Below are 24,375 nucleotides of genomic sequence, written 5' to 3'. Positions count from 1 at the left end.
TCAGGAGCGCGCGGGAACCTCTCCGGGCTCGGCGCCCGTCACGATCGGCACACGCACGGCGCTGCCCCACTCGGTCCACGAGCCGTCGTAGTTGCGCACGTTCTCGAACCCGAGCAGGTGCTTGAGAACGAACCATGTGTGGCTTGACCGCTCGCCGATGCGGCAGTACGCGACGACCTCGTCGCCGGGGGTCAGCCCAGCGCCGTCGAGATAGACCTCTTCGAGTTCGGCGCGGGACTTGAAAGTCCCGTCCTCAGCCACGGCCTTCGCCCACGGCACGCTCTGCGCCGACGGGATATGTCCGGCGCGCAGCGCACCCTCCTCGGGGTACGCGGGCGCCGATGTGCGCTCGCCCGAATACTCCTCCGGCGAGCGGACGTCGATGAGCGGGTTGCCGAGGTGAGCGAGGACGTCCTCCTTGTAGGCGCGCAGCGTCGAGTCGTCGCGCTCGACGACCGGGTAGTCCGTGGGCGTGATGGCCGATGCATCCGTCGTCATCGGGCGTCCCTCGGCGATCCAGCGATCACGACCACCGTCGAGTAGACGCACGTCTCCATGACCGAACAACGAGAACACCCAGAGCGCATAGGCGGCCCACCAGTTGTTCTTGTCGCCATAGATCACGATCGTGTCGTCACGGCTGATGCCCTTCCGGCTGAGCAGCTCGGCGAAGCCCGCGCCATCGAGGTAGTCGCGCACGACCGGGTCGTTCAGCTCGGTGTGCCAGTCGACCTTGACCGCGCTCGGAATGTGGCCGGTCTCGTAGAGCAGCACGTCTTCATCCGACTCCACCACCACGAGCCCGGGTTGTCCGAGACGCGCCTCGAGCCAGTCGCCCGTGACGAGACGCCCGGGGTTCGCATACTCCTGGAACTTCGGGTTCGACGCGTCGGTCTCGCTAGCCATCTGATCTCTCCTGTGTCTCGGTGCGTCTGCCCACCGCTTCTCGGGGGCGGGCGGCCGCGGTGACGGGGATAGGGTTGAATCCGTCCTCAAGAACCCTAGATCGGCTCGCGGGGGCGCGCATTCTCAACGTCCGTATATGACACGTATCCGTACGTGACCCATGTCGTCACGCGGACGCCTCTCCTCACACACCTCAAGGACCGGATGTCTGCTTCGACCGCCACGGGCATCGTCCACTTGTCCGACCGTGAACCGGCGCTGTCTGGCGCTGAGATGGTTTCGCACCTGGTTCCGCCGCCGCAGTTCACCGAGGCGACATTCGACACCTACCGGGTCGATCCGGACTACCCCTCGCAGCAAGAGGCCAAAGAAACGTTGATCGCCTTCGCGGGGCTTGCCGAGGCGCCTAAGCGCGGCGGGTTCTTCTCCCGCGCGAAGAAGCTCCCCGAGATGAAGCCCGGCGTCTACCTCGATGGTGGCTTCGGCGTCGGCAAGACGCACCTCCTCGCCGCGATCTATCACGGGATGCGCGCGCGCCGGAAGTATTTCGGTTCGTTCATCGAGTACACGGCGCTCGTCGGGGCGATGGGGTACAAGAACACGGTCGAGCTGTTCCGCGGTGCGGACCTGCTGTGCATCGACGAGTTCGAACTCGACGATCCGGGCGACACCATGGTCATGACGCGCCTGCTCGGTGAGCTCGTCGCATCCGGCACCAAACTCGCCGCGACAAGCAACACCCCGCCGAACGCTCTGGGGGAGGGGCGCTTCGCGGCCCAGGACTTCCTGCGCGAGATCCATGCGATGGCGGCGAGCTTCCAGACGATCCGCATCGACGGAGTCGACTACCGCCAGCGCAAACTCGACGGGCACGCCGATGTCCTCACCGAGAGAGCATACGAATCGGCGATCGCGGATGCATCGCGCGCCGGCGTTGTCTCTGATGATGACTTCGGCGCGTTGGTGGCGCATCTCGCTCGCGTGCACCCCTCGCGCTACATCCGCCTGATCGAGGACGTGAACGTCGTCGGTCTTCGTGATGTCACCGCGTTCACCGACCAATCGGCCGCTCTCCGATTCGTCGCGTTCATCGACCGGGTCTACGACGCGCAGCTCCCGATCCGGGCGACAGGTGCAGCGCTGGACACGGTTTTTCCCGATGAGATGCTCGCGGGTGGGTACCGAAAGAAGTATCTGAGGGCTGTTTCGCGCCTCATCGCCTCCACGGCGGCATAAATACGGGCCCCTGAGGGCCTATTCACCGTTTTCTGGAAGATCTGCGAAACGCGATGTTTACCGGGGGGCGCGTCGCGTAACCTGCCCGAAACATCGATCTCACCGCAACCGTAACCATCTCTGTCCAGACTGAGGACACCCGACGCTACAACTGCGTCCCTGCAGAGAGGTTCATTTCGAGATGGATCAAGGAAACACCGCATTCATCCTGATATCGGCAGCGATGGTTCTGTTGATGACACCAGGACTCGCTTTCTTCTACGGCGGTCTGGTCAAGGCAAAGAGCGTCATCAGCATGATGATGATGAGCTTCGGAGCGCTGGGCCTCATCGGCGTTCTGTGGGTGCTCTTCGGTTACGCCATTGCGTTCCCGGGCGCCGAGGGCATCGTCGCGCCGTGGTCGATCGACTGGTCGGCACTGGGACTTTCGAGCCTCCTCGAAACTCCTGAAGACGCTGCCTACCCGCCGCTCGCATTCGTTGCGTTCCAGGCGACGTTCGCCATCATCACCGTCGCGCTCGTCTCGGGAGCCATTGCCGACCGCGCGAAGTTCGGCGCGTGGATGGTTTTCGCCGGAATCTGGGCAACGGTCGTCTACTTCCCCGTCGCTAGCTGGGTATTCAACTTCGGCCTCGGCGATGAGGGCTTCACCTACGGCGGTTGGACCACCTTCGGTATGCAGGAATGGTTCGGAGTCGGCGTGATCGACTTCGCCGGTGGCACCGCGGTGCACATCAACGCCGGTGCGGCCGCTCTCGCGCTCGCTCTGGTTCTCGGCAAGCGTGTCGGCTTCCAGAAGGGCGTCCACGTCCCCCACAACCCGCCGTTCGTTCTCCTGGGTGCTGGTCTCCTGTGGTTCGGCTGGTTCGCGTTCAACGCCGGCTCTGAGCTTGCAGCCGACAACACCGCGGCGCTCGTCGTCGTGAACACGATCGCCGCTCCCGCCGCGGCGCTGCTGGCCTGGCTCGTCGTCGAGAAGATCAAGGATGGCAAGCCGACGTCGGTCGGCGCGGCCTCGGGCGCCGTCGCAGGTCTCGTCGCAATCACCCCGGCCTGTGGTTCGCTCGACCCCATCTGGGCCATCCTGCTCGGAGTCGTGGCTGGTGCGATCTGCGCTCTGGCTGTCGAGTTGAAGTTCAAGCTGGGCTTCGACGACTCGCTCGACGTGGTCGGCATCCACCTCGTCGGTGGTCTGGTGGGAACGCTGTACCTCGGCTTCATGGCCAACGGCACGGGTCTGTTCATGGGTGGCGACGGCACGCAACTGATGGTGCAGGCGATCGCCGCCTTCGCCGTCATGATCTACTCGTTCGTCCTCGCGTACATCATCGGCTTCGCGATCCAGAAGACCATGGGCTTCCGGATCAAGAACGAAGACGAGCTCGCGGGCGTCGACACGACCGTTCACGGTGAAGAGGGCTACGTCCTCGCAGATGTGAAGGTCTGACACACAGCACGATCAGGAGGGGCGTCGCGAGCAGTCGCGGCGCCCCTTCGGCGTGCCCGGCGGTCGGTAGAGTTCCCGGATGGCTGAGCGCAGAGGCATCCTGAACGCCCTGGGGCGCCTTTTCCGTCGTCCCGTTGCACGGACCGGTCCGGGGCGCGCGCGGACGGCAGACGGGGGCCCGGGGAGCGGGGGGCCGTTTGCAACGCGGGCCGTCGCTCCGCCGCGCAGACTGGAGCTGCAGTACGCGCCGGACTCGGACGGGGCGCCGGACGCCGGCGAGATCGTCTGGACCTGGGTGCCGTACGTCGAGAACGACGGCCGCGGCAAGGACCGACCCGTGCTGGTGCTCGCCCAGGCGCCGGGAGACTGGTTCTACGCCGTCCGGCTGACGGGCACGGCGCGCGATGGAGATCCGGATTACCTCGCGATGGGCCCCGGTCCGTGGGACTCACGCGGACGGCCCTCGTGGCTCGATCTGAGCAAGGTCTACGCGGTGCACGCGCGGGGTATGCGTCGCGAGGCCGCGGCGCTAGACCGTGCCCGTTTCGCGAAGGTCGCGAGCGCGCTCCGGACGCGCTACGGGTGGACGATCCCGAAGTAGGGCATTTGGGGGAACGGCGCCGACCCAAAGGAAAAAGCCCCCGATCTGATCGGGGGCTCCATGGTGGGCGATGCCGGACTCGAACCGACGACCTCTTCCGTGTGAAGGAAGCGCGCTACCAACTGCGCCAATCGCCCAAGACCCTGAGGGCCGGTTCACGATGATACCGGATCGCGGCGTCTGTGACTTCACCTGCACCGCGCGAGCGCGGCGCCAGTGCACCACCTGTTCGCGAGTGCACGACGTACACAACGGCCGAAGGCCGCGCACTCGGGTGGAGGTCGTGCGCTCGGCGATGATGCGTGAGAACAGCAGCCGATGCGCTGGGAATGGTGCGGCGACACGCGTGGGACGGCGCTGGTTTGTCGAGGCGTCGACGATCAGCTAAAGTCATTGAGGCGCCCCGCACGATGGGGCCCACGCGGATGTAGCGCAGTTGGTAGCGCACAACCTTGCCAAGGTTGGGGTCGCGAGTTCGAGTCTCGTCATCCGCTCGAGTGCAGTGCTCTGTCCCGGAGAAATCCGGGGGAGCGCACGGCACGTGGGGTCAAACCACACGGTGGCGTGGCCGAGCGGCTAGGCACCGGCCTGCAAAGCCGTTTACACGGGTTCGAATCCCGTCGCCACCTCCAAGCACTCCATTCACAACTGAATCGCCTTGCACAGGCGCGATTGGCGCAGCGGTAGCGCGCTTCCCTGACACGGAAGAGGTCACTGGTTCGATCCCAGTATCGCGCACAGACGAAAACCCCCGGAATCCCGGGGGTTTTCTGCTTTCCGGCGGAGACCGTGAGACATACGTGGAACATCCCGCGAAGTTCCGGGGCGCTCAGCCGCCGCGGCTGCTGGGCCCGTCGAACATCGGCATCTCGACGCCGGCGAATCGAAGGTGCTCGACGTGCCCGCAGGAGCCGCGCTGCGGTTGCAATTATCAGTGCGATCGCTCGGATCAGCCTCAGCCGCAGTCCGGTCAAGCGGCACGATTCCATGCCGCCGTGACGCCGCTAACGAGAGGAACTCATCGAGCTCGTCTCATATGCGGAGTTGGAGGTGAGGTCCCGCTGGATGTCTTCCTCGCTGAGGAGCATCGTGTTCAGGGTTACCAGGAAGGAGGGCGCACTCGGGTCGCCGCCCACGATGCAGACAATGTTCATAGGCCCGTTTACGTTGGATGCAGGGAAGATGACCATCCATTCTGGCTCTACAGAACGCGCTTCTACGCGGGCGGGTCCGGTGACGGTGACGGCCGGATCGTCGTGCGTCGCCAGGCACGCGGCGGCTGCTTCGTCCTCGGTCATCGTGCTAGGCGCAGGCGTCTCGGGGGACAAAGGCGACGGGGTCTGAGTCGGATACTGCTCTGGGGAGGGTGCTTCGCTCGTCGTGGAGATTGGCGTCGGTGTCGGATTCTCGGCGGCGCATCCACCGAGGAGCGCTGCACCGGTGAGAACGATCGCTGCAACGACGGATCGTTGGTTCATCGGCCCAGGCTAGCTGGCAGGCTTCGAAGCCTGCAGTTTCGAAAGGCACTGGTCTCGCTAGGGTCACACCTCCCCGGTGCGCGACCACGTCATTCCACGCCGACGCGACCCGTGTCAGGGTTGGACGTCGAACCCCTCTTGAGGGGCTGGCCCGTGGGTGCCTACATGCCCCCGCTGATCCGGGTCCATGCGGCCTTGCCTTCGGCGCGGCGCGACGCGGTGACCGAGTCCACTTCCGTTTCATCGCCCACACGGAGAAGTTCATCCCGCCGGGTCTGGCGGCGCCGACGCCATTGCACGAACAGCCACGCGAGGACGATCGCCGAGACCACGAGCACAACGATCAAGATGATCAGGTAGTCCATGGGAACCACGTTATGGAGCGACGGCGCGTGAGTCGACTCCTCCCGGTCGATACTCATCGGATCGGGAGCCGAGAGGATTCCTCGTCCATCCGGCGCGGCGAGCGAACTCACGCGGACGCTGTCAACCCCGGTGACAGACCTTTCCCGGTGCTGATCGGCTGGGACCATGACAGATCCCAACACGCATCAGAACACGCCCGAGTCGGCGCCCCAGCCGACCGCACCCCACCAGACCGAGCCGAGCAGCTGGGAAGAGACGCCCGAGGCCACGGCCGACCCCCTCGAGCAAGAAGAGGAGGCGTCGGACGGCTTCGGCGCTGTTCGGTCCGATCTGGCCTGAGCGCAGCCGGTTGTCCGTCCGGATGATCCCGCTCGCTCGTCAGCGCAGAGCGAGCGGGACGACCGACAGCCCGACGATGATCGGCGCACCCACCAGCCCGAGCACGATGTAGCGGCGCCAGGGGACGTCCACGCCGAGCGCGTGCAGCCGCTGATGCCAGAGCAGCGTCGCGAGCGAGGCCCAGGGAGTGATCAGGGGCCCCGCGTTCACCCCGATGAGCAGCGCGGCGAGACGAAGAGGCGATCCGGCAGCTGACTCGAGGGCGATATACGCGGGCAGGTTGTTGATGACGTTGGCCCCCAGCATCCCGACGCCCGCGACCTGCCACAAAGAGAACAGATCGTCGCCCGTTCCCGTAAGGGACGCGACGATCGCGCCGGACCCGAGGGCCTCGATCGCGCCGACCGTCAAGAACAGGCCCGATGCGAACACCACGAGCTGCCACGGAACGAGGCCGACGCGCAGCGTTCGCGGCGAGCGCCACAGGAACACGGCGCCAAGCACGACGGCCGCCCCTACCGCCGGAATCCACGGCTCCAACCCCGAGACGAGCAGCGGAAGAAGACCCGCGACGACGACCCCGGCGGCGATGAGCAGTGGCCGATCGTGCACGCGCGGCGGGGGAGCTGTGCCGTAGCGCCCGCCGAGCCCGCGGCGGAAGAACAGCCCCAGCAGGACGACGGATACCACGATCGCGACGAGCGCGGACGGCCCGAGCAGCGCCAAGAAGGCGGAGGTGCCGAGATCGCCGAGGCGATGCACCGCGAGCAGGTTCGTGAGGTTCGAGACCGGCAGCACGAGCGACGCGGTGTTCGCGAGCCACACCGCCGTGAACGCGAACGGCAAGGGGTTGAGGCGTCGCGCTCGAGCGACCGAGATCACGACCGGCGTCAGCAGGACCGCCGTCGTGTCGAGGGAGAGGAAGGCCGTCGCCGCTGCGGCGAACGCGACGACGAGAAACCAGAGCGCCCCGGTTCGGCCCCGTCCGAGCCGCGCGAGGACGCATGCGGCGACGTCGAACACACCGGCAATGGAAGCGAGCTCGGCCACGACGGTCACGGCCACCACGAAGACGAGGATCGGCCACACCCGGTCGAAGATCTCGAGCGCATCCGACGGAGGCAGCGCCCCGGCAGCGACCGCGACGGCACCGACGGCGAGCAGAACGGCGCCGATGATCGCAAGCTTCACAGGGTCCATCCTGCGGCCTCGGGGACCGGACGCCCGCCGAGCCGGAATCTCCTTCCCCGGCGCGAGCCCCCCCCCCATCGATATACTGCGACCGTCCGCAGGATCGCCGGCCTACAGGAGCCTGGAAATGTCGCAGCGCAACACCCCCTCGCCCTCCGGAACCGTACAGGGGCCCCAGAAGACGCCCGTCATCGTGGGGCTACTCCCGTTCGGTGGAGTGATCCTGTTCGTGATCGCGGAGATCGTGACCCTGGCTCTCGGCGGCGGATCCGACTTCCTCCGCTGGTCGACGATGAACGCGGTGCTGTTCTTGATCGGCTCATCGTCTCTCGGCAGCGGGATCGCGCACCTGTTCTTCGGGCCGGTCATCGCCCGTTCGATCGGATGGGCGCCCGGGCCGTTCCAGTTCGAGGTCGGGGCGGCGAACCTCGGAATCGGCATCTCGGCGATCGTCATGGCCGCCGCATTCGAACCGGACACATGGCTCGGACCGATCATCGTCGCCACCGTCTTCCTGTTCTTGGCCGGCATCGGCCACATCCGCGAGATCGTCAAGAAGCACAACCTGTCCATCAACAACGCAGGCCCCATCCTCTTCCTCGACTTCCTTATGCCTGCCGTGACGCTCTTCCTCTGGATCTGGCTCGCCCTCAGCTGACCGCGCGGTTCTGTCGGCGGGGACGCCCGGTAGAATCGAGCCATGGATTCCCACGTCGCTGCACGGCTGCCCCAGTGCAGCGACGGGCGAACGCGGAACGCCTGAGCGGGCGGGACGCGCGGCGTCCGAAGCTGAGTAGCCTGGAATCCGAGCCACCTGGAGAGTTCCCGTGACCGACGCCGTCCCATCGATCGACGACGCCCCTTCATCCGACGTGTCCTATCCCGCCGACGGCTTCGCGCTGTTCCCCGACCGATCGGTCGTGGCGCTGCGTGTGAACGGCGAGCTGAAAGACCTCGCCACCCTGGTCACGCAAACGGATACCGTCGAGCCCGTCACCATCGACAGCCCCGACGGCCTGTCGATCCTGCGTCATTCGACCGCTCACGTTCTGGCGCAGGCGGTGCAGCGCATCGACCCGCAGGCGAACCTCGGCATCGGTCCCCCGATCGAGGACGGCTTCTACTACGACTTCGGCGTGGCCGAGCCCTTCACCCCCGAGAAGATCAAGGCCATCACGAAAGAGATGCAGCGGATCGTCCGCGAAGGACAGCGATTCGTCCGTCGCGTGGTGACGGATGACGAGGCTCGAGCGGAACTCGCATCCGAACCCTTCAAGCTCGAACTGATCGACCTGAAGAGCGCTTCGAATGCCGCCGATGGCGCCAGCGTCGAGGTCGGAGCCGGCGAACTGACGATCTACGACAACGTGGACCGCGACGGCGTGACGGTCTGGAAGGACCTCTGCCGCGGTCCCCACGTGCCCGGCACGCGCATGGTCGGTAACGGCTGGGAGCTCACCCGTATCGCCGCGGCCTACTGGCGGGGGAGCGAGAAGAATCCGCAGCTGCAGCGCATCTACGGCACCGCGTGGGCCACCAAGGACGAGCTACGCGCCTACCAGGAGCGCCTGGCCGAGGCCGCCAAGCGCGATCATCGCAAGCTCGGCAAAGAGCTCGACCTGTTCTCGTTCCCGGACGAGATCGGCTCGGGGCTCTCGGTGTGGCACCCGAAGGGCGGCATCATCCGGGGCGAGATGGAGCAACACGCGCGTCGACGCCACATCGCCGGGGGATACACGTACGTCTACACCCCGCACATCTCCAAGCAGGACCTGTTCCTGCAGTCCAATCACCTCGTCACCTACCGCGAGGGCATGTTCCCGCCGATCCGGATGGACGAGGAGCGGGACGCCGAGGGCGAGGTGACCAAGCAGGGCACCGACTACTACCTCAAGCCCATGAACTGCCCGATGCACATCCTCATCTACAAGGAGCGCGCGCGGAGCTACCGCGACCTGCCCATGCGCCTGGCCGAGAACGGGACGGTCTACCGCAACGAGCTTTCGGGTGCGCTGCATGGTCTGACCCGCGTGCGCGGATTCACGCAAGACGACTCGCACCTTTTCGTGACCCCGGAACAACTCGAGTCCGAAGTGACCCGCGTGCTCGATTTCGTCATCTCGATGCTGCGCGATTTCGGCCTCGACGACTTCGAACTCGAACTCTCGATGCGCGATGACGAGAACTCGAAGTGGATCGGCACCCAGGAGTTCTGGGACTACTCGACGAATGCGCTCCGCAACGTCGCGCTGGCGAGTGGCCTGAAGCTGACCGAGGTCCCGGGGGAGGCCGCGTTCTACGGCCCGAAGATCGACCTGAAGACGAAGGACGCGATCGGCCGTACCTGGCAGCTCTCGACCGTCCAGGTCGATCCCAATCTGCCCGACCGCTTCGACCTCGAATACACCGGACCGGATGGCGAGAAGCACCGCCCGATCATGATCCACCGGGCGCTGTTCGGATCGATCGAGCGCTTCTTCGCGATCCTGCTCGAGCACTACGCCGGCGCTTTCCCGCTGTGGCTGTCGCCGGTTCAGGTCGTCGGCATCCCCGTCGCCGAGGACTACGCGCCGTACCTCGAGGACGTGATCTCTCGCCTGCGCGAGCGCGAAGTCCGCGCCGAGGTCGACAACTCGGACGACCGGATGCAGAAGAAGATCCGCACGCACACGACCGCAAAGGTGCCGGTCCAGTTGATCGTGGGCGAAGCGGACCGTGCGGGCGGCACGGTCTCGTTCCGGTTCCGCGACGGAACCCAGACGAATGGCGTGCCGGTCGATGAGGCCATCGAGCGGATCGTGGCGGCCATCGCCTCGCACGCGCAGGTGTCGACCGCCGAGGACCTCGCGTGACGGACCCTTTCTCGGGCGCAGATGGCCCCGAGCTGTTCTCCGCGGCCGAGCTCGCGGGCGTGCCGGACGAGTTCCAGCGCCTCTGGACCCCGCACCGGATGGCCTACATCCAGGCGGGGCCCGAGCCCTTGCGCCGCGACTGCCCGTTCGACGCCGCGCCCCAGATGAGCGATGAGGAGGGCTTGATCGTCGCGCGCGGCGAGACCGCCTATGTTCTGCTCAACCTGTTCCCGTACAACTCGGGGCACCTGCTCGTGTGCCCGTACCGTCACGTCGGTCTGTACGACGAAGCGACGCGTGAAGAGGTCGACGAGATCGCCGCTCTCACGCAGACCGGGATGCGGGTGCTGCGTGAGGTCGCGCGGTGCGACGGATTCAACATCGGCATGAATCAGGGTGCCGTCGCGGGAGCAGGCGTCGAGGGGCATCTGCATCAGCACATCGTTCCGCGCTGGGCGACGGACGCGAACTTCTTCCCGATCATCGCGCGCACCAAGGCGCTTCCGCAGCTGCTCGGCGACGTGCGCCGGGCGATCGCGGATGCCTGGCCCGCGGCATCCTGACGCGTCGTCTCGACTCGTCGCATGCTTCGTGCGGGCGACCGGACGGGTCACCGCGCACGAGTACCGGCAATCTCACGACGACAGGCGATCCCGCGTGCAATCGGCTTTTTCGTGTGATGCGCCTGTCTCCGTGTGCTCAGCGGACGCGGGTGACCTCGAACTGCAGACGCGGGTTCGCGTAGAACTCCTGTGACTCGACGAGCTGCAGCTCGCGCTCACCCGATTCGTGGGTGCGCTGCAGCAGGTCGAAGACGCTCGACACCGTTCGGGCGAGGGCGTCTGCCGCGTCGTCGGTCCGGAGGTAGTGCGCCGTGAACAGCGCGGCCGTCACATCGCCCGAGCCGTTCGCCTTCATCGGGAGCAGCGGGGTCTGGACGATCCAGGCACCGAAGTCGTTCACGACGAGCATCTCGATCGTGCCGGGCTCGCGATCGGGGCGTTCGACGCTCGTCACAAGGACCGTGCGCGGTCCCATCGCGCGAGCAAGGTCCGCCGCGTCGAGGGTTGATTCCAGCGTGTCCGGTTCGGTACCGGTCAAGAATCCCAGCTCGAACTGGTTCGGCGTGATGAGGTCGGCAGCAGGAACGACGCGCTCACGCAGCAACACGGGAATCGCCGGGGCGACGAAGCATCCGGACTTCGCGTTTCCCATCACCGGGTCGCACGCGTAGATCGCGTCGGGATTCGCGGCCTTCACGCGCGCCACGGCGTCGAGGATCACGTCGCCGATGCCCTCGCCGCCCTGATACCCCGACAGCACGGCGTCGATCTGCGGAAAGACGCCGCGGTCTTCGATGCCGAGGATCACGTCGCGAACGTCGTCCGGGCTGATCAGCGGCCCGCGCCACGCGCCGTAGCCGGTGTGGTTGGAGAAGTTCACCGTGTAGACCGGGAGCACCTCGACACCGATGCGCTGGAGTGGGAAGACGGCGGCTGAGTTGCCGACATGACCGTAGGCGACGGCGGACTGGATGGAGAGCACCTTCATCGGACGATCATCCCATTCCGTCGGTGTGTGAAGCCGCGCGGACGGTCTCGCCAAGGTCGGCGGCGAGCCTCTCCGCGTCCGAATCGGACAGGTCGTGCACGGTGAGACGCAGGTGCCATGCTGTAGCGGGATCGGCCAGCACGAACTCGTCGCCGGTGCGGACGAGCCATCCGCGCTCCTGCATTCCCGCCGCGACGCGTGCCGCGGGTATGGGCAACGGCACCCACAGGTTGAGGCCGTCCGTGTCGGCGCAGGAAAGGCCGACGGACGTGAGTCGGTGCGCGAACGCGGCGTTCCGCTCGGTGTAGTGCGCCGCTGCCGCAGTGATCGTCTCGCGTGCTTTCTCATCCGTCACGAGGGACAGGACCAGGCGCTGCAGCAGATGACTGACCCATGTGGTGCCGGGACTCAACCGCAGCGCGAGACGCTCGGCGGTGTGCGGGTCGGACGCGACGATCGCGAGACACATGTCGGGCCCGAGGAACTTCGACACCGAGCGGACGAGCGCGAAGCGCCGGTGCTCCGGACCGACCAACGAGTGGAAGGGCTCGCTCGAGAGCAGGGAGAAGTGATCGTCCTCAATGATCAGGACGTACGGATGCTCGGCAAGCACCGCGCGCAGCTGCTCCGCTCGTTCGGCGCTGAGGCTCGCGCCGGTCGGGTTCTGCGCTCGGGGTGTGCAGACCACGGCGCGGACGCCCTGCTCGAGCGCGGCGCGAAGGCCATCGACCGTCATCCCCTCGGCGTCGATCGGCACAGGCACGGCACGGTAGCCGCCGAGCCGGACCGTATGGATGCTCGCGAGGAAGCACGGGTCTTCGAGGGCCACGGCGTCGTCGCGGGTGAGTGCCTGCGCCAGGATGCGCTCGACCGCATCGACCGCACCGCTCGTGACGGTCAACCGGTGCGGACGATCACCGACGTCGCCACGCATCCAGGCGCCGCCCCATGCCGCCAGGCCCGGATCGATCACGGGCTCGCCGTACAGGACCGGACGCCCGGCCATCGCGGACAGTGCCGCGGACGGATCGGGGATGAAGCGCGGATCGGGATTGCCCGTGCCGACATCGCGCAGCGAGCCGCGCTCGGCGAACCCCTCCTGCGCGACGGGGGATCGTTCGACGACACGTGTGCCCGCGCGACCCCGCGTGATGATCAGACCCGCGCCGGCGAGCTGGCGGTAGGCGGCCATGACCGTGTTGCGATTGACGCCGATCTCATCGGCGAGCGTCCGCACGGGCGGGAGCAGGTCGCCCGGTGCGAGGTCCGAGCGCTCGAGCAGGGCGCGAACACTGTCGGCGATCTCGGTTGCCGAGCCGCCACTGATCCGTTGTGTCACCTGCATCCTCTGTTCGAGCATCGACCGTATCAAGCTCATGCTATCTTTTGGCCTATGCCAAAGCGGGCGGTACCCGATCCGTCCGGTTGCACAGCGAAAGGATCCCCCCTGTGACCTCTCCCACCACCGGTTCGTCACGCGTCAAGCGCGGCCTCGCCGAGATGCTCAAGGGTGGCGTCATCATGGACGTCGTCAACGTCGAGCAGGCGAAGATCGCCGAGGATGCGGGAGCGGTCGCCGTCATGGCACTCGAGCGCGTACCGGCCGACATTCGCGCCCAGGGCGGCGTGTCGCGCATGAGCGACCCGGACATGATCGACAGCATCATCGCCGCGGTCTCCATCCCGGTCATGGTGAAGGCCCGCATCGGGCACTTCGTCGAGGCGCAGGTCCTGCAGCAGCTGGGCGTCGACTACATCGACGAATCCGAGGTGCTCTCACCCGCCGACTATGTCAACCACATCGACAAGTGGGGCTACACCGTTCCCTTCGTCTGCGGTGCGACGAACCTCGGCGAGGCGCTCCGTCGCATCACCGAGGGTGCCGCGATGATCCGCTCGAAGGGCGAGGCCGGCACGGGCGACGTCTCGGAGGCAACCAAGCACATCCGCACGATCTCGGGCGAGATCAACCGCCTGAAGTCGCTGACGAAGGACGAGCTCTACGTCGCCGCCAAGGAGCTGCAGGCGCCGTACGACCTGGTCGCCGAGGTCGCCGAGACCGGCAAGCTGCCCGTCGTCCTGTTCGTCGCCGGCGGTGTGGCAACCCCCGCCGATGCGGCGATGATGATGCAGCTCGGTGCGGACGGTGTCTTCGTCGGCTCGGGCATCTTCAAGTCGGGCAACCCGGCGGAGCGTGCCGCGGCGATCGTGAAGGCGACGACGTTCTACGACGACGCACAGGTCATCGCGGATGTCTCGCGCGGGCTGGGCGAAGCCATGGTCGGGATCAACGTCTCGGACCTACCGGCCCCGCATCGTCTCGCCGAGCGCGGCTGGTAGAACCTCGTCCATGCGTGGTCGTCTTCGCGTCGGAGTGCTGGCGATCCAGGGTGACGTGCGCGAGCATGCGCGGGTTCTGAGTGACCTCGGAGCCGGTGTGCAGCTCGTGCGGCGGCCGGACGAGCTCGCTTCTGTGGACGGACTCGTGCTGCCGGGCGGTGAGTCGAGCGCGATCGACAAGCTCTCGCGGGCGTTCGGGATGCAGCATCCGATCCGGGATGCGATAGCCGCCGGGATGCCGATGTACGGCACGTGCGCGGGTTTGATCCTGCTCGCCGATCGCATCACGGACGGGATCGTCGGGCAGGAGACGTTCGGCGGCCTCGACGTGACGGTGCGCCGGAACGCGTTCGGCGGCCAGACGGAGTCGTTCGAGACGGACCTGGATGTGCCGGCTCTGGGCGACCCGCCCGTTCACGCCGTCTTCATCCGCGCGCCACTGGTCGAACAGCACGGTCCGGATGTCGAAGCGTTGGCGGCGCTCGACGACGGGCGTGTCGTCGCCGTTCGCCAGGGCGCACTGATCGGCACCGCGTTCCACCCCGAGGTGACGGGCGAGCACCGTTTCCACGAATTGTTCCTCGAGACGGTGCGCGCCACGGGCTGACGGGATGTCGGGGCCCGAGGTTAGGGTGACGACGTGACCGAATGGGTGGCGCTGCTGCGCGGGGTGAACGTGGGCGGGATCTCGATCCGCAGCGCGGATCTGCGTGAACTCCTGACCGGGATGGGCCTTGAGGACGTGCGCACCTTTCTCGCCAGCGGCAACGCGGCGTTCCGGTCGCCGCGATCGCACGAAGACCTGAAGCCCGCGATCGAGGCGGCGTTGGGGGAGCGGTTCGGCTACGACGCCTGGATCGTGCTGGTCGCACGCCCGGATATAGAAGCGGCCATCGCATCCTTCCCCTTCGACTCGGACGACGAAACGCGACAGCCTTGGGTGATTTTCTGCGTCGACGACGTGACACGCGACGAGCTGACGGAAGCCGGGGCATCCGGTGACACGACGACCGACCCTGTCGCTCCCGGCCCGGCAGTCGTCTACTGGAACCCGCCGAAGGGGCGCACCACCGACACCCCGTTCGCGAAGGTGATCGCCAGGAGCACCTACAAAGCCCGGACGACGAACCGCAACCTCCGGACGCTCCAGAAGATCGTCGCGTAGAACCGACACTTGCGGGCGTTCGGTGCGAGATCGGTCGCCGTCGTAAACTGGAGGAATGTCCGGCCATTCCAAGTGGGCCACGACCAAGCACAAGAAGGCGATCATCGATTCGCGCCGTGCCAAGTCGTTCGCCAAACTCATCAAGAACATCGAAGTCGCCGCCAAGATGGGCGGCGCCGACATGTCGGGCAACCCGACATTGGTCGACGCGGTCCAGAAGGCGAAGAAGACCTCTGTTCCGAACGACAACATCGACCGCGCGATCAAGCGCGGCGCCGGGCTGACCGGTGAGTCGATCGAGTACACGACGATCATGTACGAGGGCTACGCCCCGAACGGCGTCGCGCTGCTCATCGAGTGTCTGACGGACAACAAGAACCGGGCCGCGGCCGAGGTGCGTACCGCGATGACCCGCAACGGCGGCACGATGGCCGACCCGGGCAGCGTCGCGTACAACTTCCACCGCAAGGGCGTCATCGTCGTCTCCTCCGACAGCGCGAGCGAAGACGACGTGATGCTCGCGGTCCTCGACGCCGGTGCCGAGGAGATCGAGCCGCACGGCGACGGATTCGGAGTGATCACCGAGGCGACCGACCTCGTGAAGGTCCGGTCGGCGCTGCAGGATGCGGGCATCGACTATGAGTCCGCCGATGTCGAGTTCGTGCCGAGCCTCAAGGTCGAGGTCGACGCCGAGACCGCACGGAAGGTCTTCCGTCTGATCGACGCGCTCGAAGACAGCGACGACGTGCAGAACGTCTACTCGAACTTCGACCTGACCCCCGAGGTCCAGGCCGAGCTCGAGAACGACGAGTAGGGCGCCTGGCTGCTCCCTTCGACAGGCTCAGGGAGCGTGAGGCAAGTCTGGGAGCGTGACGGTCGCTGAGCCTGTCGAAGCGACATCCCTCCGCGCGCCGCGGCGCCCGTGACGGTCTGCCCGCCTAGCGTGGGGGAGTGCGCACCCGATCCCTTCGCGTGCTCGGTATCGACCCCGGGCTGACTCGCTGCGGCGTGGGCGTCGTGGATGTCGCGCCGGACCGGTCTGGTCGGCTCGTCCACGTCGGTGTCATCCGTTCCTCGCCCGAGATGCCGCTGCCGGAACGGCTTGCGATCATCGCGGCCGGTATCCGCGCCGTTCTAGCCGAGCACAGCCCCGATGTCGTCGCGGTCGAGCGTGTCTTCGCGCAGCACAACGTGCGAACCGTCATGGGTACGGCGCAGGCGAGCGGTGTCGCGCTGCTCCTGGCGGCAGAGCACGGATTGCCCGCCGAGACCCACACGCCGAGCGAGGTCAAGGCCGCGATCACCGGTTACGGCTCAGCCGACAAGCGTCAGGTCCAGACCATGGTCGCGCGCGTGCTGCGGCTCGATGCACTGCCGCAGCCGGCGGATGCAGCGGATGCCTTGGCTCTCGCCCTCTGTCACGCGTGGCGGTCGGGTGGCGCGGTCGCCGGCCCCGGCGCTACGCCCCTGACACCGGCCCAGCGTGCGTGGGCCGACGCCGAACGCCTGGTCCGCACATCCCGTTAGCCGTGCGTCGATCCACCTGTCGCCTGGCGCTGCGTGTCGCTCGAACATACCTACGATGATCCGAACTAGGATCGCCTCATGATCTCGTCACTGCGCGGCGTCGTGCTGCATGCCGGTGCGGACTCCGTCGTGATCGAGGTCGGCGGCGTCGGCCTCAGCGTTGCGGTGCCCGTCGACGTCGCGCGCACGGCTCACGCGGGTCAGACGCTGGCGCTGCACACGAGCCTGATCGTCCGCGAGGACTCGCTGTCGCTCTTCGGCTTCGAGACGCGCGAAGAGCTCGAACTGTTCTCGCTGCTTCTCCAGGTCACCGGCGTCGGACCGAAATCCGCGCTCGGCGTCCTGTCTCAGCTGACGGCCGAGAGGATCGCCGAAGCCGTGCACGCGGAAGACGACGCCCCCTTCCGCAAGGTTTCGGGCATCGGTCCCAAGACCGCCAAGCTCATCGTCCTGCAGCTGTCGGGCAAGATCGCGCCGGTCGTTCCTCGCTCGCCGTCGTTCTCCGTGGCGAGTGCCGACGTGCTGACGCAGGTCGCACAGGCACTCGTCGGACTCGGCTGGCAGGAGCGCGTCGCCACGGAGGCCGTCGCCACAGCTGCAGAAGAGGCCACGGAAGCCGACCGTGCGAGTGTGTCGGCGCTTCTGCGCGTGACGCTCGCCGCACTCGGACCCGCACGCCAGGGGAGTACCCGTGGCTGACGCTGCATCGGGCGACGACGCGTTCCGCGAGGTCGACCCGGTGGCCGAAGAATCCGAACTCGCCATCGAGGGCGCTCTGAGGCCCGGGTCGCTCGCCGATTTCGTCGGCCAGCCGAAGGTGCGCGGTCAGCTGCAGCTCCTGCTCGATGCCGCGCGCATGCAGCAGCGTCCAGCCGACCACATCCTGCTGTCGGGCCCGCCCGGTCTCGGTAAAACGACGCTGGCCATGATCGTCGCGCACGAGAGCCAGCGGCCACTCCGCCTCTCGAGCGGCCCCGCGATTCAACACGCCGGCGATCTGGCTGCTCTGTTGTCAAGCCTGACACCCGGCGAGGTCCTCTTCATCGACGAGATCCATCGGATGGCTCGGTCTGCGGAAGAAATGCTCTACCTCGCCATGGAGGATTTCCGGATCGACATCATGGTCGGGAAGGGTGCCGGAGCCACGAGCATCCCGTTGGATCTGGCGCCGTTCACCCTGGTGGGCGCTACGACACGGTCGGGCTTGTTGCCGAACCCCCTCCGGGATCGGTTCGGCTTCACCGGACATCTTGAGTTCTATGAGGCCTCGGACCTCGAACGCGTCATCGGGCGTTCGTCGAGCATGCTGGGCGTCGACCTCAGCCCCGAGGCTCGGGCAGAGATCGCGCTGCGTTCGCGCGGGACACCCCGAATCGCGAACAGGCTGCTGCGGCGCGTGCGCGACTTCATGCTGGTGCACTCGGAAGAGGGCGACCTCGCCGCGGTGCGGTCCGCTCTCGAGCTGTACGACGTGGACTCGATCGGTCTTGATCGTCTCGACCGCGCCGTGCTCGATGCTCTCGTCTTCCGCTTCGGCGGCGGGCCCGTCGGTCTCAGCACTTTGGCCATCGCGGTCGGGGAAGAATCCGAGACCGTCGAAAGCGTCGTCGAGCCCTATCTCGTTCGCATCGGCTTCCTCGGCAGGACACCCCGGGGTCGTGTCGCGACACCCGCGGCCTACACCCATCTCGGGGCCCCGCAGGCGCAGGGTGCGCTCAGACTCGATGACCTATAATCGCTGAAGGCTTACGCGCCTCTCTTGCCGTATGCCCTCATTCGCGCCGTGCGCACCCGAAAGGCACCATTCTTCATGGACATCCTGCTCATCGTCGTCCTGGTCGGCTTGCTCGGCTTCATGTTCTGGAATTCGCGTCGACGGATGCAGCGGGCCAAGGTCGAGCAGGCGGAAAAGGCACGTCAGACGGTCCCCGGTGCCGAGGTCCTGCTGCAGGGTGGCCTCTACGGCACGATCGTCGAGTTCGATCCCGAGAACCTCGACCAGCCTGCTCTGATCGAGATCGCTCCTGGCGTCGAGATCAAGGTCCACAGCCAGGCCATCCTTCGCGTGGTCGACCCTGACGAGGGTGTCGTTTCGGAGGACGAGTTCATCGAGTCCGAGGCATCCGAGGCCGAGTACATCGCGGGCGTTGCGGACGGCGAGATCTCGTCGCTGAGCGACGACCACAAGGCCGAGTTGCGAGCCCAGGCCGAGTCCGACCAGCGTGCGGCCGAGCGTAAGAACAACCCCGAGGCCTGACCCGCCTCGCGTGGCCCCCTTTTTTCTTCGAGAAAGCTGAGCCCTGGTGGCGACTTCTTCACCTGTCCGCCATGCCTGGCGGGCCCTGATCGGCCTGCTGGCGATCATCGGCATCCTCTTCGGTGTCAACGCGCTCGGCGTGTACGTGTTCCAGCAGAGCACCTGGGCGCCCGAGCTTGCGCTCGATCTGCAGGGCGGCACCCAGATCATCCTCGCGGCGCAGACCGAGGACGGCGCTGCGCCGACCTCGGAGCAGCTCGAACAGGCCGTCACGATCATGCGCCAGCGCGTGGATGCCTCGGGCGTCGGCGAGGCGGATGTGGCGACCGAGGGCGGCCGCAACATCGTCGTGCAGATCCCGGGAACGGCCGACGAAGAAACGCGCGAGCGTATCCAGGCGAGCGCCCAGCTTCAGCTGCGTCCGGTGATCTTCACGGGCAGCCCGGCCACTGAGTTCGTCGGCGAAGACGGCGAGACGACGCCCTACCCGACGCCCGACCCATCGCTCGAGGCGACGCCCACCGCGCAGCCCTCGAACGCCAGCGATCCCAGCTGGGTCACGCCCGCGCTGCAGGCGGAGTTCCTGGCCTATAACTGTGCCGATGAGAACAACGACCCGGCGAATGCGCCGGCTGACCAGCCGCTCATCACATGTGAGACGGACGGCAGCGTCAAGTACATCCTCGGGCCTGTCGAGATCGATGGCACGGCCATCGACGATGCGACGTTCGGTCTCGACACGACCAACAACCAGTGGTCGGTGCAGCTCACGCTGGACACCGAAGGAACCGAAGTCTTCGGCGAGGTCAGCCAGCGGCTGTACGGTGCGACCGCACCCCTGAACCAGTTCGCCTTCGTGCTCGACGGCAATGTCATCTCGGCGCCGTCCATGAACGGCCTGATCCTCGACGGCCGCCCGAGCATCACCGGAAACTTCGACCAGGAGAGCTCGAAGGCCCTCGCGGATCAGCTGAAGTACGGTGCCCTGCCGCTGAGTTTCACCGTCGTCAGCTCCGACACGATCTCGGCGACCCTCGGTTCGCAGCAGCTCCAGATCGGTCTGATCGCGGGCCTCATCGGCCTCGCTCTCGTCGCGCTGTACTCGCTGATCTCGTACCGAGCACTCGGCTTCGTGATCATCGCCTCCCTCATCGTGATGGGCGTGCTGACCTACGTGATGCTCTGCATCCTGTCGTGGCGCATGGGCTTCCGCCTCTCGCTCGCCGGTGTTGCGGGGTTGATCGTGACCATCGGGTTCACCGCGGACTCGTTCATCGTGTACTTCGAGCGAATACGCGACGAGTTGCGTGACGGTAAGAGCATCACCGGCGCCGTCGAGGATGGCTGGGCGCGAGCCAAGCGCACGATCTACATCTCCAAGTCGATCAACATCCTGGCAGCCGTCGTGCTGTACATCCTCGCCGACGCCACCGTGAAGGGCTTCGCCTTCACGCTCGGCCTCACCACGCTGATCGACATCCTGATCTTCGTGATCTTCACGCACCCGGTGATGCAGCTGCTCGCCCGGACGCGGTTCTTCGGCCAGGGACATCCGCTCTCCGGTCTCGACCCGACGGCGCTGGGGGCGGTCTACCACAGCCGCTCGGAATTCCGGGCGCCCGTCGCAACCGAGGGCACGAAGGCCAAGCGTCTTGCGCGTTCACGCGGTGAGGCGGAGCGACGCCAGACGATCGCCGAACGCAAGCAGGCGGAGATCGCCGCCGCGTCCAAACCCGCTCCGAAGAACCCGGGAGGGAACGACTGATGCGCTCCATGAGCCAGTTCGGCAACGACCTCTACACGGGCAAGCTCTCTGTGCCCTTCGTCCCCCGGCGACGACTGTGGTTCATCGTCGCGATCGTGCTGGTCATCGGTTCCGCACTGGGTCTGCTGGTCAAGCCGCCGCAGTTCTCGATCGAGTTCACCGGTGGTTCGCAGTTCACCGTTTCGGGCCTCGAGCAGCCCGACCAGCTCGTCGCGACGGACGCTGTGCGGACGGTCGTTCCCGACGCGACGACGAAGGTCACGACGATCGGTGGCACCGCGATCCGTGTCCAGACCGACCAGATGAGCGCGGACGACACGCTTGCGGTCAGCGCTGCCCTCGCAACGGCTTACGACGTGCCGACCGAAGAGGTCACGACCTCGTTCATCGGACCGACATGGGGCCAAGACGTGACGCGCCAATCCCTCTGGGGACTCGCGATCTTCCTCGCACTGACCTTCCTGATCCTGGCGATCTACTTCCGAACATGGAAGATGTCCGCCGCCGCGATTCTCGGTCTGGTCGATGTGCTCGTGATCACGGTCGGTGTCTACGCCTTCGCGGGCTTCGAGATCTCTCCCGCCGCTGTGATCGGGTTCCTCACGATCCTCGGCTATTCGCTCTACGACACGACGGTCGTGTTCGACAAGATTCGAGAGAACACGACGGAGGACGGACTCACCACGGGCCGCACCTTCGGCGAGTCCGTCAACCTGGCTGTCAATCAGACGCTCGTGCGTTCGATCAACACGTCCGTCGTCGCGGTGCTGCCCGTTGCGGCGATCCTGTTCATCGGTGCTCTGTGGCTCGGCGCCGACACGCTGAGCGACATCTCGCTCTCGATCACGGTCGGCATCATCGTCGCGGCCTACTCGACTTTGTTCGTCGCCGCACCGTTGTACTCGCTGTTCCGGGAGGGTGAGCCGCAACTGCGTGAGCGCGACGAGCGCGTCCGCGCGGCCCGAGAACTCGCCGCCGTGGACAGCTGAGCGGAACGTGCGTGCCGCCGGTCAGTCCCGTGCGCGGGCGTAGGATGGTCCGATCCGGCGGGGTGGTGCCACACCGCGCTATCGAGGCGGGGGAGGGCGCGGCATGACCGAAATCCTGCCCCCGGCACCCCAGGCTTCGAGCCTGCGCCGGCTCGTTCCCCGCATCTTCTCGCGGTCGACGCGCCGCGGCGGAGTCGAACACCTCATCCGCACCGTGCGCGCCAATCACCCCAAGGGTGACTTCGCCCTGATCGAGCGCGCATACGTCGTTGCCGAGCGCGCGCATCAGGGTCAGCTGCGCCAGAGTGGCGAGCCGTACATCACCCATCCGGTCGCGGTTTCGCAGATCCTCGCCGAGCTCGGTCTCGGGCCGAAGGCGATCGCGGCTGCCCTCTTGCACGACACCGTCGAAGACACCGCGTACAGCCTCGATCAGCTCTCGGCCGACTTCGGCGACGAAGTCTCGATGCTCGTCGACGGCGTCACCAAGCTCGACAAGGTCAAGTACGGAGACGCGGCCCAGGCCGAGACGGTCCGGAAGATGATCGTGGCGATGTCCAAGGACATCCGGGTGCTCGTCATCAAGCTGGCCGACCGCCTGCACAATGCGCGCACCTGGGGCTTCGTGCCGCCGGCGAAAGCCCAGAAGAAGGCCACGGAAACCCTCGAGATCTACGCACCGCTGGCGCACCGACTCGGTATCCAGGCCATCAAGGCCGAGCTCGAGGACCTGTCGTTCGCGGTGCTTCACCCGAAGCTGTACGCCGAGATCGAGAGCCTGGTCAAACAGCGCACGCCCCAGCGCGAGGAATACGTCGACAACGTCATCGGCTCGGTCGAGGAAGACCTGCGGGAGCTGCGGATCCGCGGACGTGTCGCGGGACGCCCGAAGCAGCTCTACTCGGTGTACCAGAAGATGGTGGTTCGCGGACGCGAGTTCGACGACATCTACGACCTGATCGGCATCCGCGTCCTGGTTTCGACGGTGCGCGACTGCTACGCGGTTCTCGGAGCCATCCACGCGCGCTGGACGCCGATCCCCGGGCGGTTCAAGGACTACATCGCAACGCCGAAGTTCAACCTGTACCAGTCGCTCCACACGACCGTGATCGGACCGGGCGGTCGTACCGTCGAGATCCAGATCCGTACGAACGAGATGCACCAGCAGGCCGAATACGGTGTCGCGGCACACTGGAAGTACAAGGAGCGGGTCAACGGCGGCAAGTCCGACCCGAAGGCCCAGGACGCCGACATGGCGTGGCTGGCGCATATCTCGGACTGGCAGGCCGAAACAGCCGACCCGGGCGAGTTCCTCGACTCCCTGCGCTACGAGATCGGCGCGAAAGAGGTGTACGTCTTCACGCCGAAGGGCCGAGTCATCGGGCTGCCGGCCGAGGCGACCCCGGTCGACTTCGCGTACGCCGTGCACACCGAGGTCGGTCACCGCACCATGGGGGCCAAGGTGAACGGGCGCCTCGTGCCCCTCGACTCCTCCCTGTCGTCCGGTGATGTCGTTGAGGTGTTCACATCCAAGAACCCCGATGCCGGGCCCAGCCAGGACTGGCTGAGCTTCGTCAAGAGCACCCGTGCGCGCAACAAGATCCGCGGATGGTTCACGAAGGAGCGCCGCGAAGAGGCTGTCGAGCAGGGCAAGGAAGCCATCGCCCGCGCGATGCGGCGGCAGAACCTGCCCCTGCAACGCCTGATGAACCAGGATTCGTTTGGCGAAGTCGCGCACCAGCTGCGTTATGAGGATGTCTCGGCGCTCTACGCCGCCGTCGGCGAGGGGCACGTGTCGACGCAGTCCGTCATCGAGAAGGTCACGGCCCTCGTCGCGACCGAGGAAGACACCTCGACCGGTCCCGTCGAACTTCCGCACCTGGGTCGGCCGCGCACGCCGCGGTCGAACGACACGGGCGTTCTCGTGCGCGGTGCCGCCGACATCCTGGTCAAACTGGCCAAGTGCTGCACGCCGGTGCCTGGCGACGACATCGTCGGCTTCGTGACGCGGGGCAGTGGAGTGTCGGTGCACCGTACCGACTGCCCCAACGTCGACGCGCTGACCGCGGATCCCGACCGCATGATCGAGGTCTCGTGGGCGCCCACGCCCAAGGGCATCTTCCTGGTGCAGATCCAGGTCGAGGCACTGGATCGTTCGGGTCTGCTCTCGGACGTGACGCGCGTGCTGACCGAGTATCACGTCAACATCCTGTCGGCGACGGTCGCGACCACCCACGAGCGGCTCGCGCTCAGCAAGTTCGTCTTCGAGATGGGCGACATCGTGCATCTCGACCGTGTGCTGAACGCCGTCCGCCGTATCGACGCGGTCTACGACGTCTATCGGGTGACGACTGGCTAGAACGAC

24 protein-coding genes and 4 tRNA genes are annotated in these 24,375 nt (G+C 66.5%); 21 read left to right on the top strand and 7 right to left on the bottom strand.

What is annotated here, in order from left to right; genetic code table 11:
- On the bottom strand, positions 1-906 hold the full coding sequence (locus ACIQ0W_RS03205; protein ID WP_396641409.1) for a sulfurtransferase: 906 nt from the start codon (positions 904-906) through the stop codon (positions 1-3).
- 204 nt (positions 907-1,110) lie between these two features.
- Here ACIQ0W_RS03205 and zapE point away from each other — a divergent pair, with 204 nt between their 5' ends.
- The 3 genes from zapE to ACIQ0W_RS03190 all read left to right on the top strand — a co-directional run bounded on the left by zapE (position 1,111) and on the right by ACIQ0W_RS03190 (position 4,190).
- Complete coding sequence (zapE, locus tag ACIQ0W_RS03200; protein WP_396641408.1) at positions 1,111-2,142, top strand: cell division protein ZapE; 1,032 nt, start codon at positions 1,111-1,113, stop codon at positions 2,140-2,142.
- 181 nt (positions 2,143-2,323) lie between these two features.
- A complete protein-coding gene (locus ACIQ0W_RS03195; RefSeq protein WP_396641407.1) occupies positions 2,324-3,589 on the top strand; it encodes an ammonium transporter in 1,266 nt (421 codons plus the stop codon).
- Positions 3,590-3,668: 79 nt separating this feature from the next.
- Complete coding sequence (locus ACIQ0W_RS03190) at positions 3,669-4,190, top strand: type II toxin-antitoxin system PemK/MazF family toxin (protein ID WP_396641406.1); 522 nt, start codon at positions 3,669-3,671, stop codon at positions 4,188-4,190.
- 61 nt (positions 4,191-4,251) lie between these two features.
- On the opposite strand, the gene ACIQ0W_RS03185 is transcribed toward ACIQ0W_RS03190, so the two are convergent.
- Positions 4,252-4,327: transfer RNA gene (locus ACIQ0W_RS03185), tRNA-Val, on the bottom strand.
- A 284-nt stretch (positions 4,328-4,611) separates the two neighbouring features.
- On the opposite strand from ACIQ0W_RS03185, the gene ACIQ0W_RS03180 reads away from it, so the two are divergent.
- The 3 genes from ACIQ0W_RS03180 to ACIQ0W_RS03170 all read left to right on the top strand — a co-directional run bounded on the left by ACIQ0W_RS03180 (position 4,612) and on the right by ACIQ0W_RS03170 (position 4,928).
- Positions 4,612-4,684: transfer RNA gene (locus tag ACIQ0W_RS03180), tRNA-Gly, on the top strand.
- A gap of 64 nt (positions 4,685-4,748) precedes the next feature.
- Positions 4,749-4,822: transfer RNA gene (locus ACIQ0W_RS03175), tRNA-Cys, on the top strand.
- Positions 4,823-4,856: 34 nt separating this feature from the next.
- Positions 4,857-4,928 (top strand) — tRNA-Val (locus ACIQ0W_RS03170).
- A gap of 266 nt (positions 4,929-5,194) precedes the next feature.
- Here ACIQ0W_RS03170 and ACIQ0W_RS03165 read toward each other — a convergent pair.
- Both ACIQ0W_RS03165 and ACIQ0W_RS03160 read right to left on the bottom strand, forming a co-directional pair.
- Positions 5,195-5,488 (bottom strand): hypothetical protein, encoded by a 294-nt coding sequence (locus ACIQ0W_RS03165; protein ID WP_396641405.1) that lies wholly within the window; start codon positions 5,486-5,488, stop codon positions 5,195-5,197.
- 341 nt (positions 5,489-5,829) lie between these two features.
- Entirely contained in the window at positions 5,830-6,033 is a 204-nt protein-coding gene (locus ACIQ0W_RS03160) for a hypothetical protein (protein WP_396641404.1), read from the bottom strand.
- Positions 6,034-6,199: 166 nt separating this feature from the next.
- Here ACIQ0W_RS03160 and ACIQ0W_RS03155 point away from each other — a divergent pair, with 166 nt between their 5' ends.
- Complete coding sequence (locus tag ACIQ0W_RS03155; RefSeq protein ID WP_396641403.1) at positions 6,200-6,373, top strand: hypothetical protein; 174 nt, start codon at positions 6,200-6,202, stop codon at positions 6,371-6,373.
- A 39-nt stretch (positions 6,374-6,412) separates the two neighbouring features.
- Here ACIQ0W_RS03155 and ACIQ0W_RS03150 read toward each other — a convergent pair whose 3' ends face one another.
- On the bottom strand, positions 6,413-7,573 hold the full coding sequence (locus ACIQ0W_RS03150; protein ID WP_396641402.1) for an SLC13 family permease: 1,161 nt from the start codon (positions 7,571-7,573) through the stop codon (positions 6,413-6,415).
- 118 nt (positions 7,574-7,691) lie between these two features.
- Here ACIQ0W_RS03150 and ACIQ0W_RS03145 point away from each other — a divergent pair, with 118 nt between their 5' ends.
- From ACIQ0W_RS03145 to ACIQ0W_RS03135, 3 genes are all read left to right on the top strand, one after another.
- The gene (locus ACIQ0W_RS03145) at positions 7,692-8,222 is read left to right on the top strand and encodes a DUF6790 family protein (protein WP_396641401.1); all 531 of its coding nucleotides are present in this window, start codon (positions 7,692-7,694) and stop codon (positions 8,220-8,222) included.
- A gap of 169 nt (positions 8,223-8,391) precedes the next feature.
- Positions 8,392-10,416, top strand: coding sequence for a threonine--tRNA ligase (thrS, locus tag ACIQ0W_RS03140; RefSeq protein WP_396641400.1), 2,025 nt, complete (start codon positions 8,392-8,394; stop codon positions 10,414-10,416).
- A complete protein-coding gene (locus ACIQ0W_RS03135; RefSeq protein ID WP_396641399.1) occupies positions 10,413-10,979 on the top strand; it encodes an HIT family protein in 567 nt (188 codons plus the stop codon). The genes thrS and ACIQ0W_RS03135 overlap by 4 nt, the downstream gene beginning before the upstream one ends.
- Positions 10,980-11,115: 136 nt before the next feature.
- Here ACIQ0W_RS03135 and pdxY read toward each other — a convergent pair whose 3' ends face one another.
- A complete protein-coding gene (pdxY, locus tag ACIQ0W_RS03130; protein ID WP_396641398.1) occupies positions 11,116-11,967 on the bottom strand; it encodes a pyridoxal kinase PdxY in 852 nt (283 codons plus the stop codon).
- Positions 11,968-11,974: 7 nt separating this feature from the next.
- The gene (locus ACIQ0W_RS03125; protein WP_396641436.1) at positions 11,975-13,312 is read right to left on the bottom strand and encodes an aminotransferase class I/II-fold pyridoxal phosphate-dependent enzyme; all 1,338 of its coding nucleotides are present in this window, start codon (positions 13,310-13,312) and stop codon (positions 11,975-11,977) included.
- A gap of 104 nt (positions 13,313-13,416) precedes the next feature.
- Between ACIQ0W_RS03125 and pdxS the strand changes: the two genes are divergently transcribed.
- From pdxS to ACIQ0W_RS03070, 11 genes are all read left to right on the top strand, one after another.
- Positions 13,417-14,307, top strand: a complete 891-nt coding sequence (gene pdxS / locus ACIQ0W_RS03120) for a pyridoxal 5'-phosphate synthase lyase subunit PdxS (RefSeq protein WP_396641397.1) — start codon at positions 13,417-13,419, stop codon at positions 14,305-14,307.
- Positions 14,308-14,317: 10 nt separating this feature from the next.
- Positions 14,318-14,914, top strand: coding sequence for a pyridoxal 5'-phosphate synthase glutaminase subunit PdxT (pdxT, locus tag ACIQ0W_RS03115; RefSeq protein ID WP_396641396.1), 597 nt, complete (start codon positions 14,318-14,320; stop codon positions 14,912-14,914).
- A gap of 33 nt (positions 14,915-14,947) precedes the next feature.
- A complete protein-coding gene (locus tag ACIQ0W_RS03110) occupies positions 14,948-15,472 on the top strand; it encodes a DUF1697 domain-containing protein (RefSeq protein WP_396641395.1) in 525 nt (174 codons plus the stop codon).
- A gap of 55 nt (positions 15,473-15,527) precedes the next feature.
- Positions 15,528-16,286, top strand: a complete 759-nt coding sequence (locus ACIQ0W_RS03105) for a YebC/PmpR family DNA-binding transcriptional regulator (RefSeq protein WP_396641394.1) — start codon at positions 15,528-15,530, stop codon at positions 16,284-16,286.
- A 137-nt stretch (positions 16,287-16,423) separates the two neighbouring features.
- Positions 16,424-16,999: a crossover junction endodeoxyribonuclease RuvC gene (gene ruvC / locus ACIQ0W_RS03100; RefSeq protein WP_396641393.1), complete on the top strand. Its 576-nt coding sequence runs from the start codon at positions 16,424-16,426 to the stop codon at positions 16,997-16,999.
- A 78-nt stretch (positions 17,000-17,077) separates the two neighbouring features.
- Positions 17,078-17,698 (top strand): Holliday junction branch migration protein RuvA, encoded by a 621-nt coding sequence (ruvA, locus tag ACIQ0W_RS03095; RefSeq protein WP_396641392.1) that lies wholly within the window; start codon positions 17,078-17,080, stop codon positions 17,696-17,698.
- A complete protein-coding gene (gene ruvB, locus ACIQ0W_RS03090) occupies positions 17,691-18,734 on the top strand; it encodes a Holliday junction branch migration DNA helicase RuvB (protein ID WP_396641391.1) in 1,044 nt (347 codons plus the stop codon). Before ruvA ends, ruvB begins: the two co-directional genes overlap by 8 nt.
- Positions 18,735-18,809: 75 nt before the next feature.
- Positions 18,810-19,256: a preprotein translocase subunit YajC gene (yajC, locus tag ACIQ0W_RS03085; RefSeq protein ID WP_396641390.1), complete on the top strand. Its 447-nt coding sequence runs from the start codon at positions 18,810-18,812 to the stop codon at positions 19,254-19,256.
- 46 nt (positions 19,257-19,302) lie between these two features.
- On the top strand, positions 19,303-21,021 hold the full coding sequence (gene secD, locus ACIQ0W_RS03080; protein WP_396641389.1) for a protein translocase subunit SecD: 1,719 nt from the start codon (positions 19,303-19,305) through the stop codon (positions 21,019-21,021).
- Positions 21,021-22,010 carry a protein translocase subunit SecF gene (gene secF, locus ACIQ0W_RS03075; protein WP_396641388.1) on the top strand — a complete coding sequence of 330 codons (990 nt, stop codon included), beginning with the start codon at positions 21,021-21,023 and terminating at the stop codon, positions 22,008-22,010. Before secD ends, secF begins: the two co-directional genes overlap by 1 nt.
- Before the next feature lie 103 nt (positions 22,011-22,113).
- A complete protein-coding gene (locus ACIQ0W_RS03070; protein WP_396641387.1) occupies positions 22,114-24,369 on the top strand; it encodes a RelA/SpoT family protein in 2,256 nt (751 codons plus the stop codon).
- Positions 24,370-24,375: the final 6 nt, after the last annotated feature.

It is taken from the genome of Microbacterium sp., assembly GCF_044340635.1.
GTDB lineage: Bacteria > Actinomycetota > Actinomycetes > Actinomycetales > Microbacteriaceae > Microbacterium.
This window is presented reverse-complemented; position numbering and strand designations above follow the sequence as displayed.

Excerpts from the sequence above, each read along its gene's own strand:
- ACIQ0W_RS03205 (WP_396641409.1), bottom strand. The coding sequence starts at position 906 with ATGGCTAGCGAGACCGACGCGTCGAACCCGAAGTTCCAGGAGTATGCG.
- zapE (WP_396641408.1), top strand. The coding sequence starts at position 1,111 with ATGTCTGCTTCGACCGCCACGGGCATCGTCCACTTGTCCGACCGTGAA.
- ACIQ0W_RS03195 (WP_396641407.1), top strand. The coding sequence starts at position 2,324 with ATGGATCAAGGAAACACCGCATTCATCCTGATATCGGCAGCGATGGTT.
- ACIQ0W_RS03190 (WP_396641406.1), top strand. The coding sequence starts at position 3,669 with ATGGCTGAGCGCAGAGGCATCCTGAACGCCCTGGGGCGCCTTTTCCGT.
- ACIQ0W_RS03165 (WP_396641405.1), bottom strand. The coding sequence starts at position 5,488 with ATGACCGAGGACGAAGCAGCCGCCGCGTGCCTGGCGACGCACGACGAT.
- ACIQ0W_RS03160 (WP_396641404.1), bottom strand. The coding sequence starts at position 6,033 with ATGGACTACCTGATCATCTTGATCGTTGTGCTCGTGGTCTCGGCGATC.
- ACIQ0W_RS03155 (WP_396641403.1), top strand. The coding sequence starts at position 6,200 with ATGACAGATCCCAACACGCATCAGAACACGCCCGAGTCGGCGCCCCAG.
- ACIQ0W_RS03150 (WP_396641402.1), bottom strand. The coding sequence starts at position 7,573 with ATGGACCCTGTGAAGCTTGCGATCATCGGCGCCGTTCTGCTCGCCGTC.
- ACIQ0W_RS03145 (WP_396641401.1), top strand. The coding sequence starts at position 7,692 with ATGTCGCAGCGCAACACCCCCTCGCCCTCCGGAACCGTACAGGGGCCC.
- pdxY (WP_396641398.1), bottom strand. The coding sequence starts at position 11,967 with ATGAAGGTGCTCTCCATCCAGTCCGCCGTCGCCTACGGTCATGTCGGC.
- ACIQ0W_RS03125 (WP_396641436.1), bottom strand. The coding sequence starts at position 13,312 with ATGCAGGTGACACAACGGATCAGTGGCGGCTCGGCAACCGAGATCGCC.
- pdxT (WP_396641396.1), top strand. The coding sequence starts at position 14,318 with ATGCGTGGTCGTCTTCGCGTCGGAGTGCTGGCGATCCAGGGTGACGTG.
- ACIQ0W_RS03105 (WP_396641394.1), top strand. The coding sequence starts at position 15,528 with ATGTCCGGCCATTCCAAGTGGGCCACGACCAAGCACAAGAAGGCGATC.
- ruvA (WP_396641392.1), top strand. The coding sequence starts at position 17,078 with ATGATCTCGTCACTGCGCGGCGTCGTGCTGCATGCCGGTGCGGACTCC.
- yajC (WP_396641390.1), top strand. The coding sequence starts at position 18,810 with ATGGACATCCTGCTCATCGTCGTCCTGGTCGGCTTGCTCGGCTTCATG.
- secF (WP_396641388.1), top strand. The coding sequence starts at position 21,021 with ATGCGCTCCATGAGCCAGTTCGGCAACGACCTCTACACGGGCAAGCTC.
- ACIQ0W_RS03070 (WP_396641387.1), top strand. The coding sequence starts at position 22,114 with ATGACCGAAATCCTGCCCCCGGCACCCCAGGCTTCGAGCCTGCGCCGG.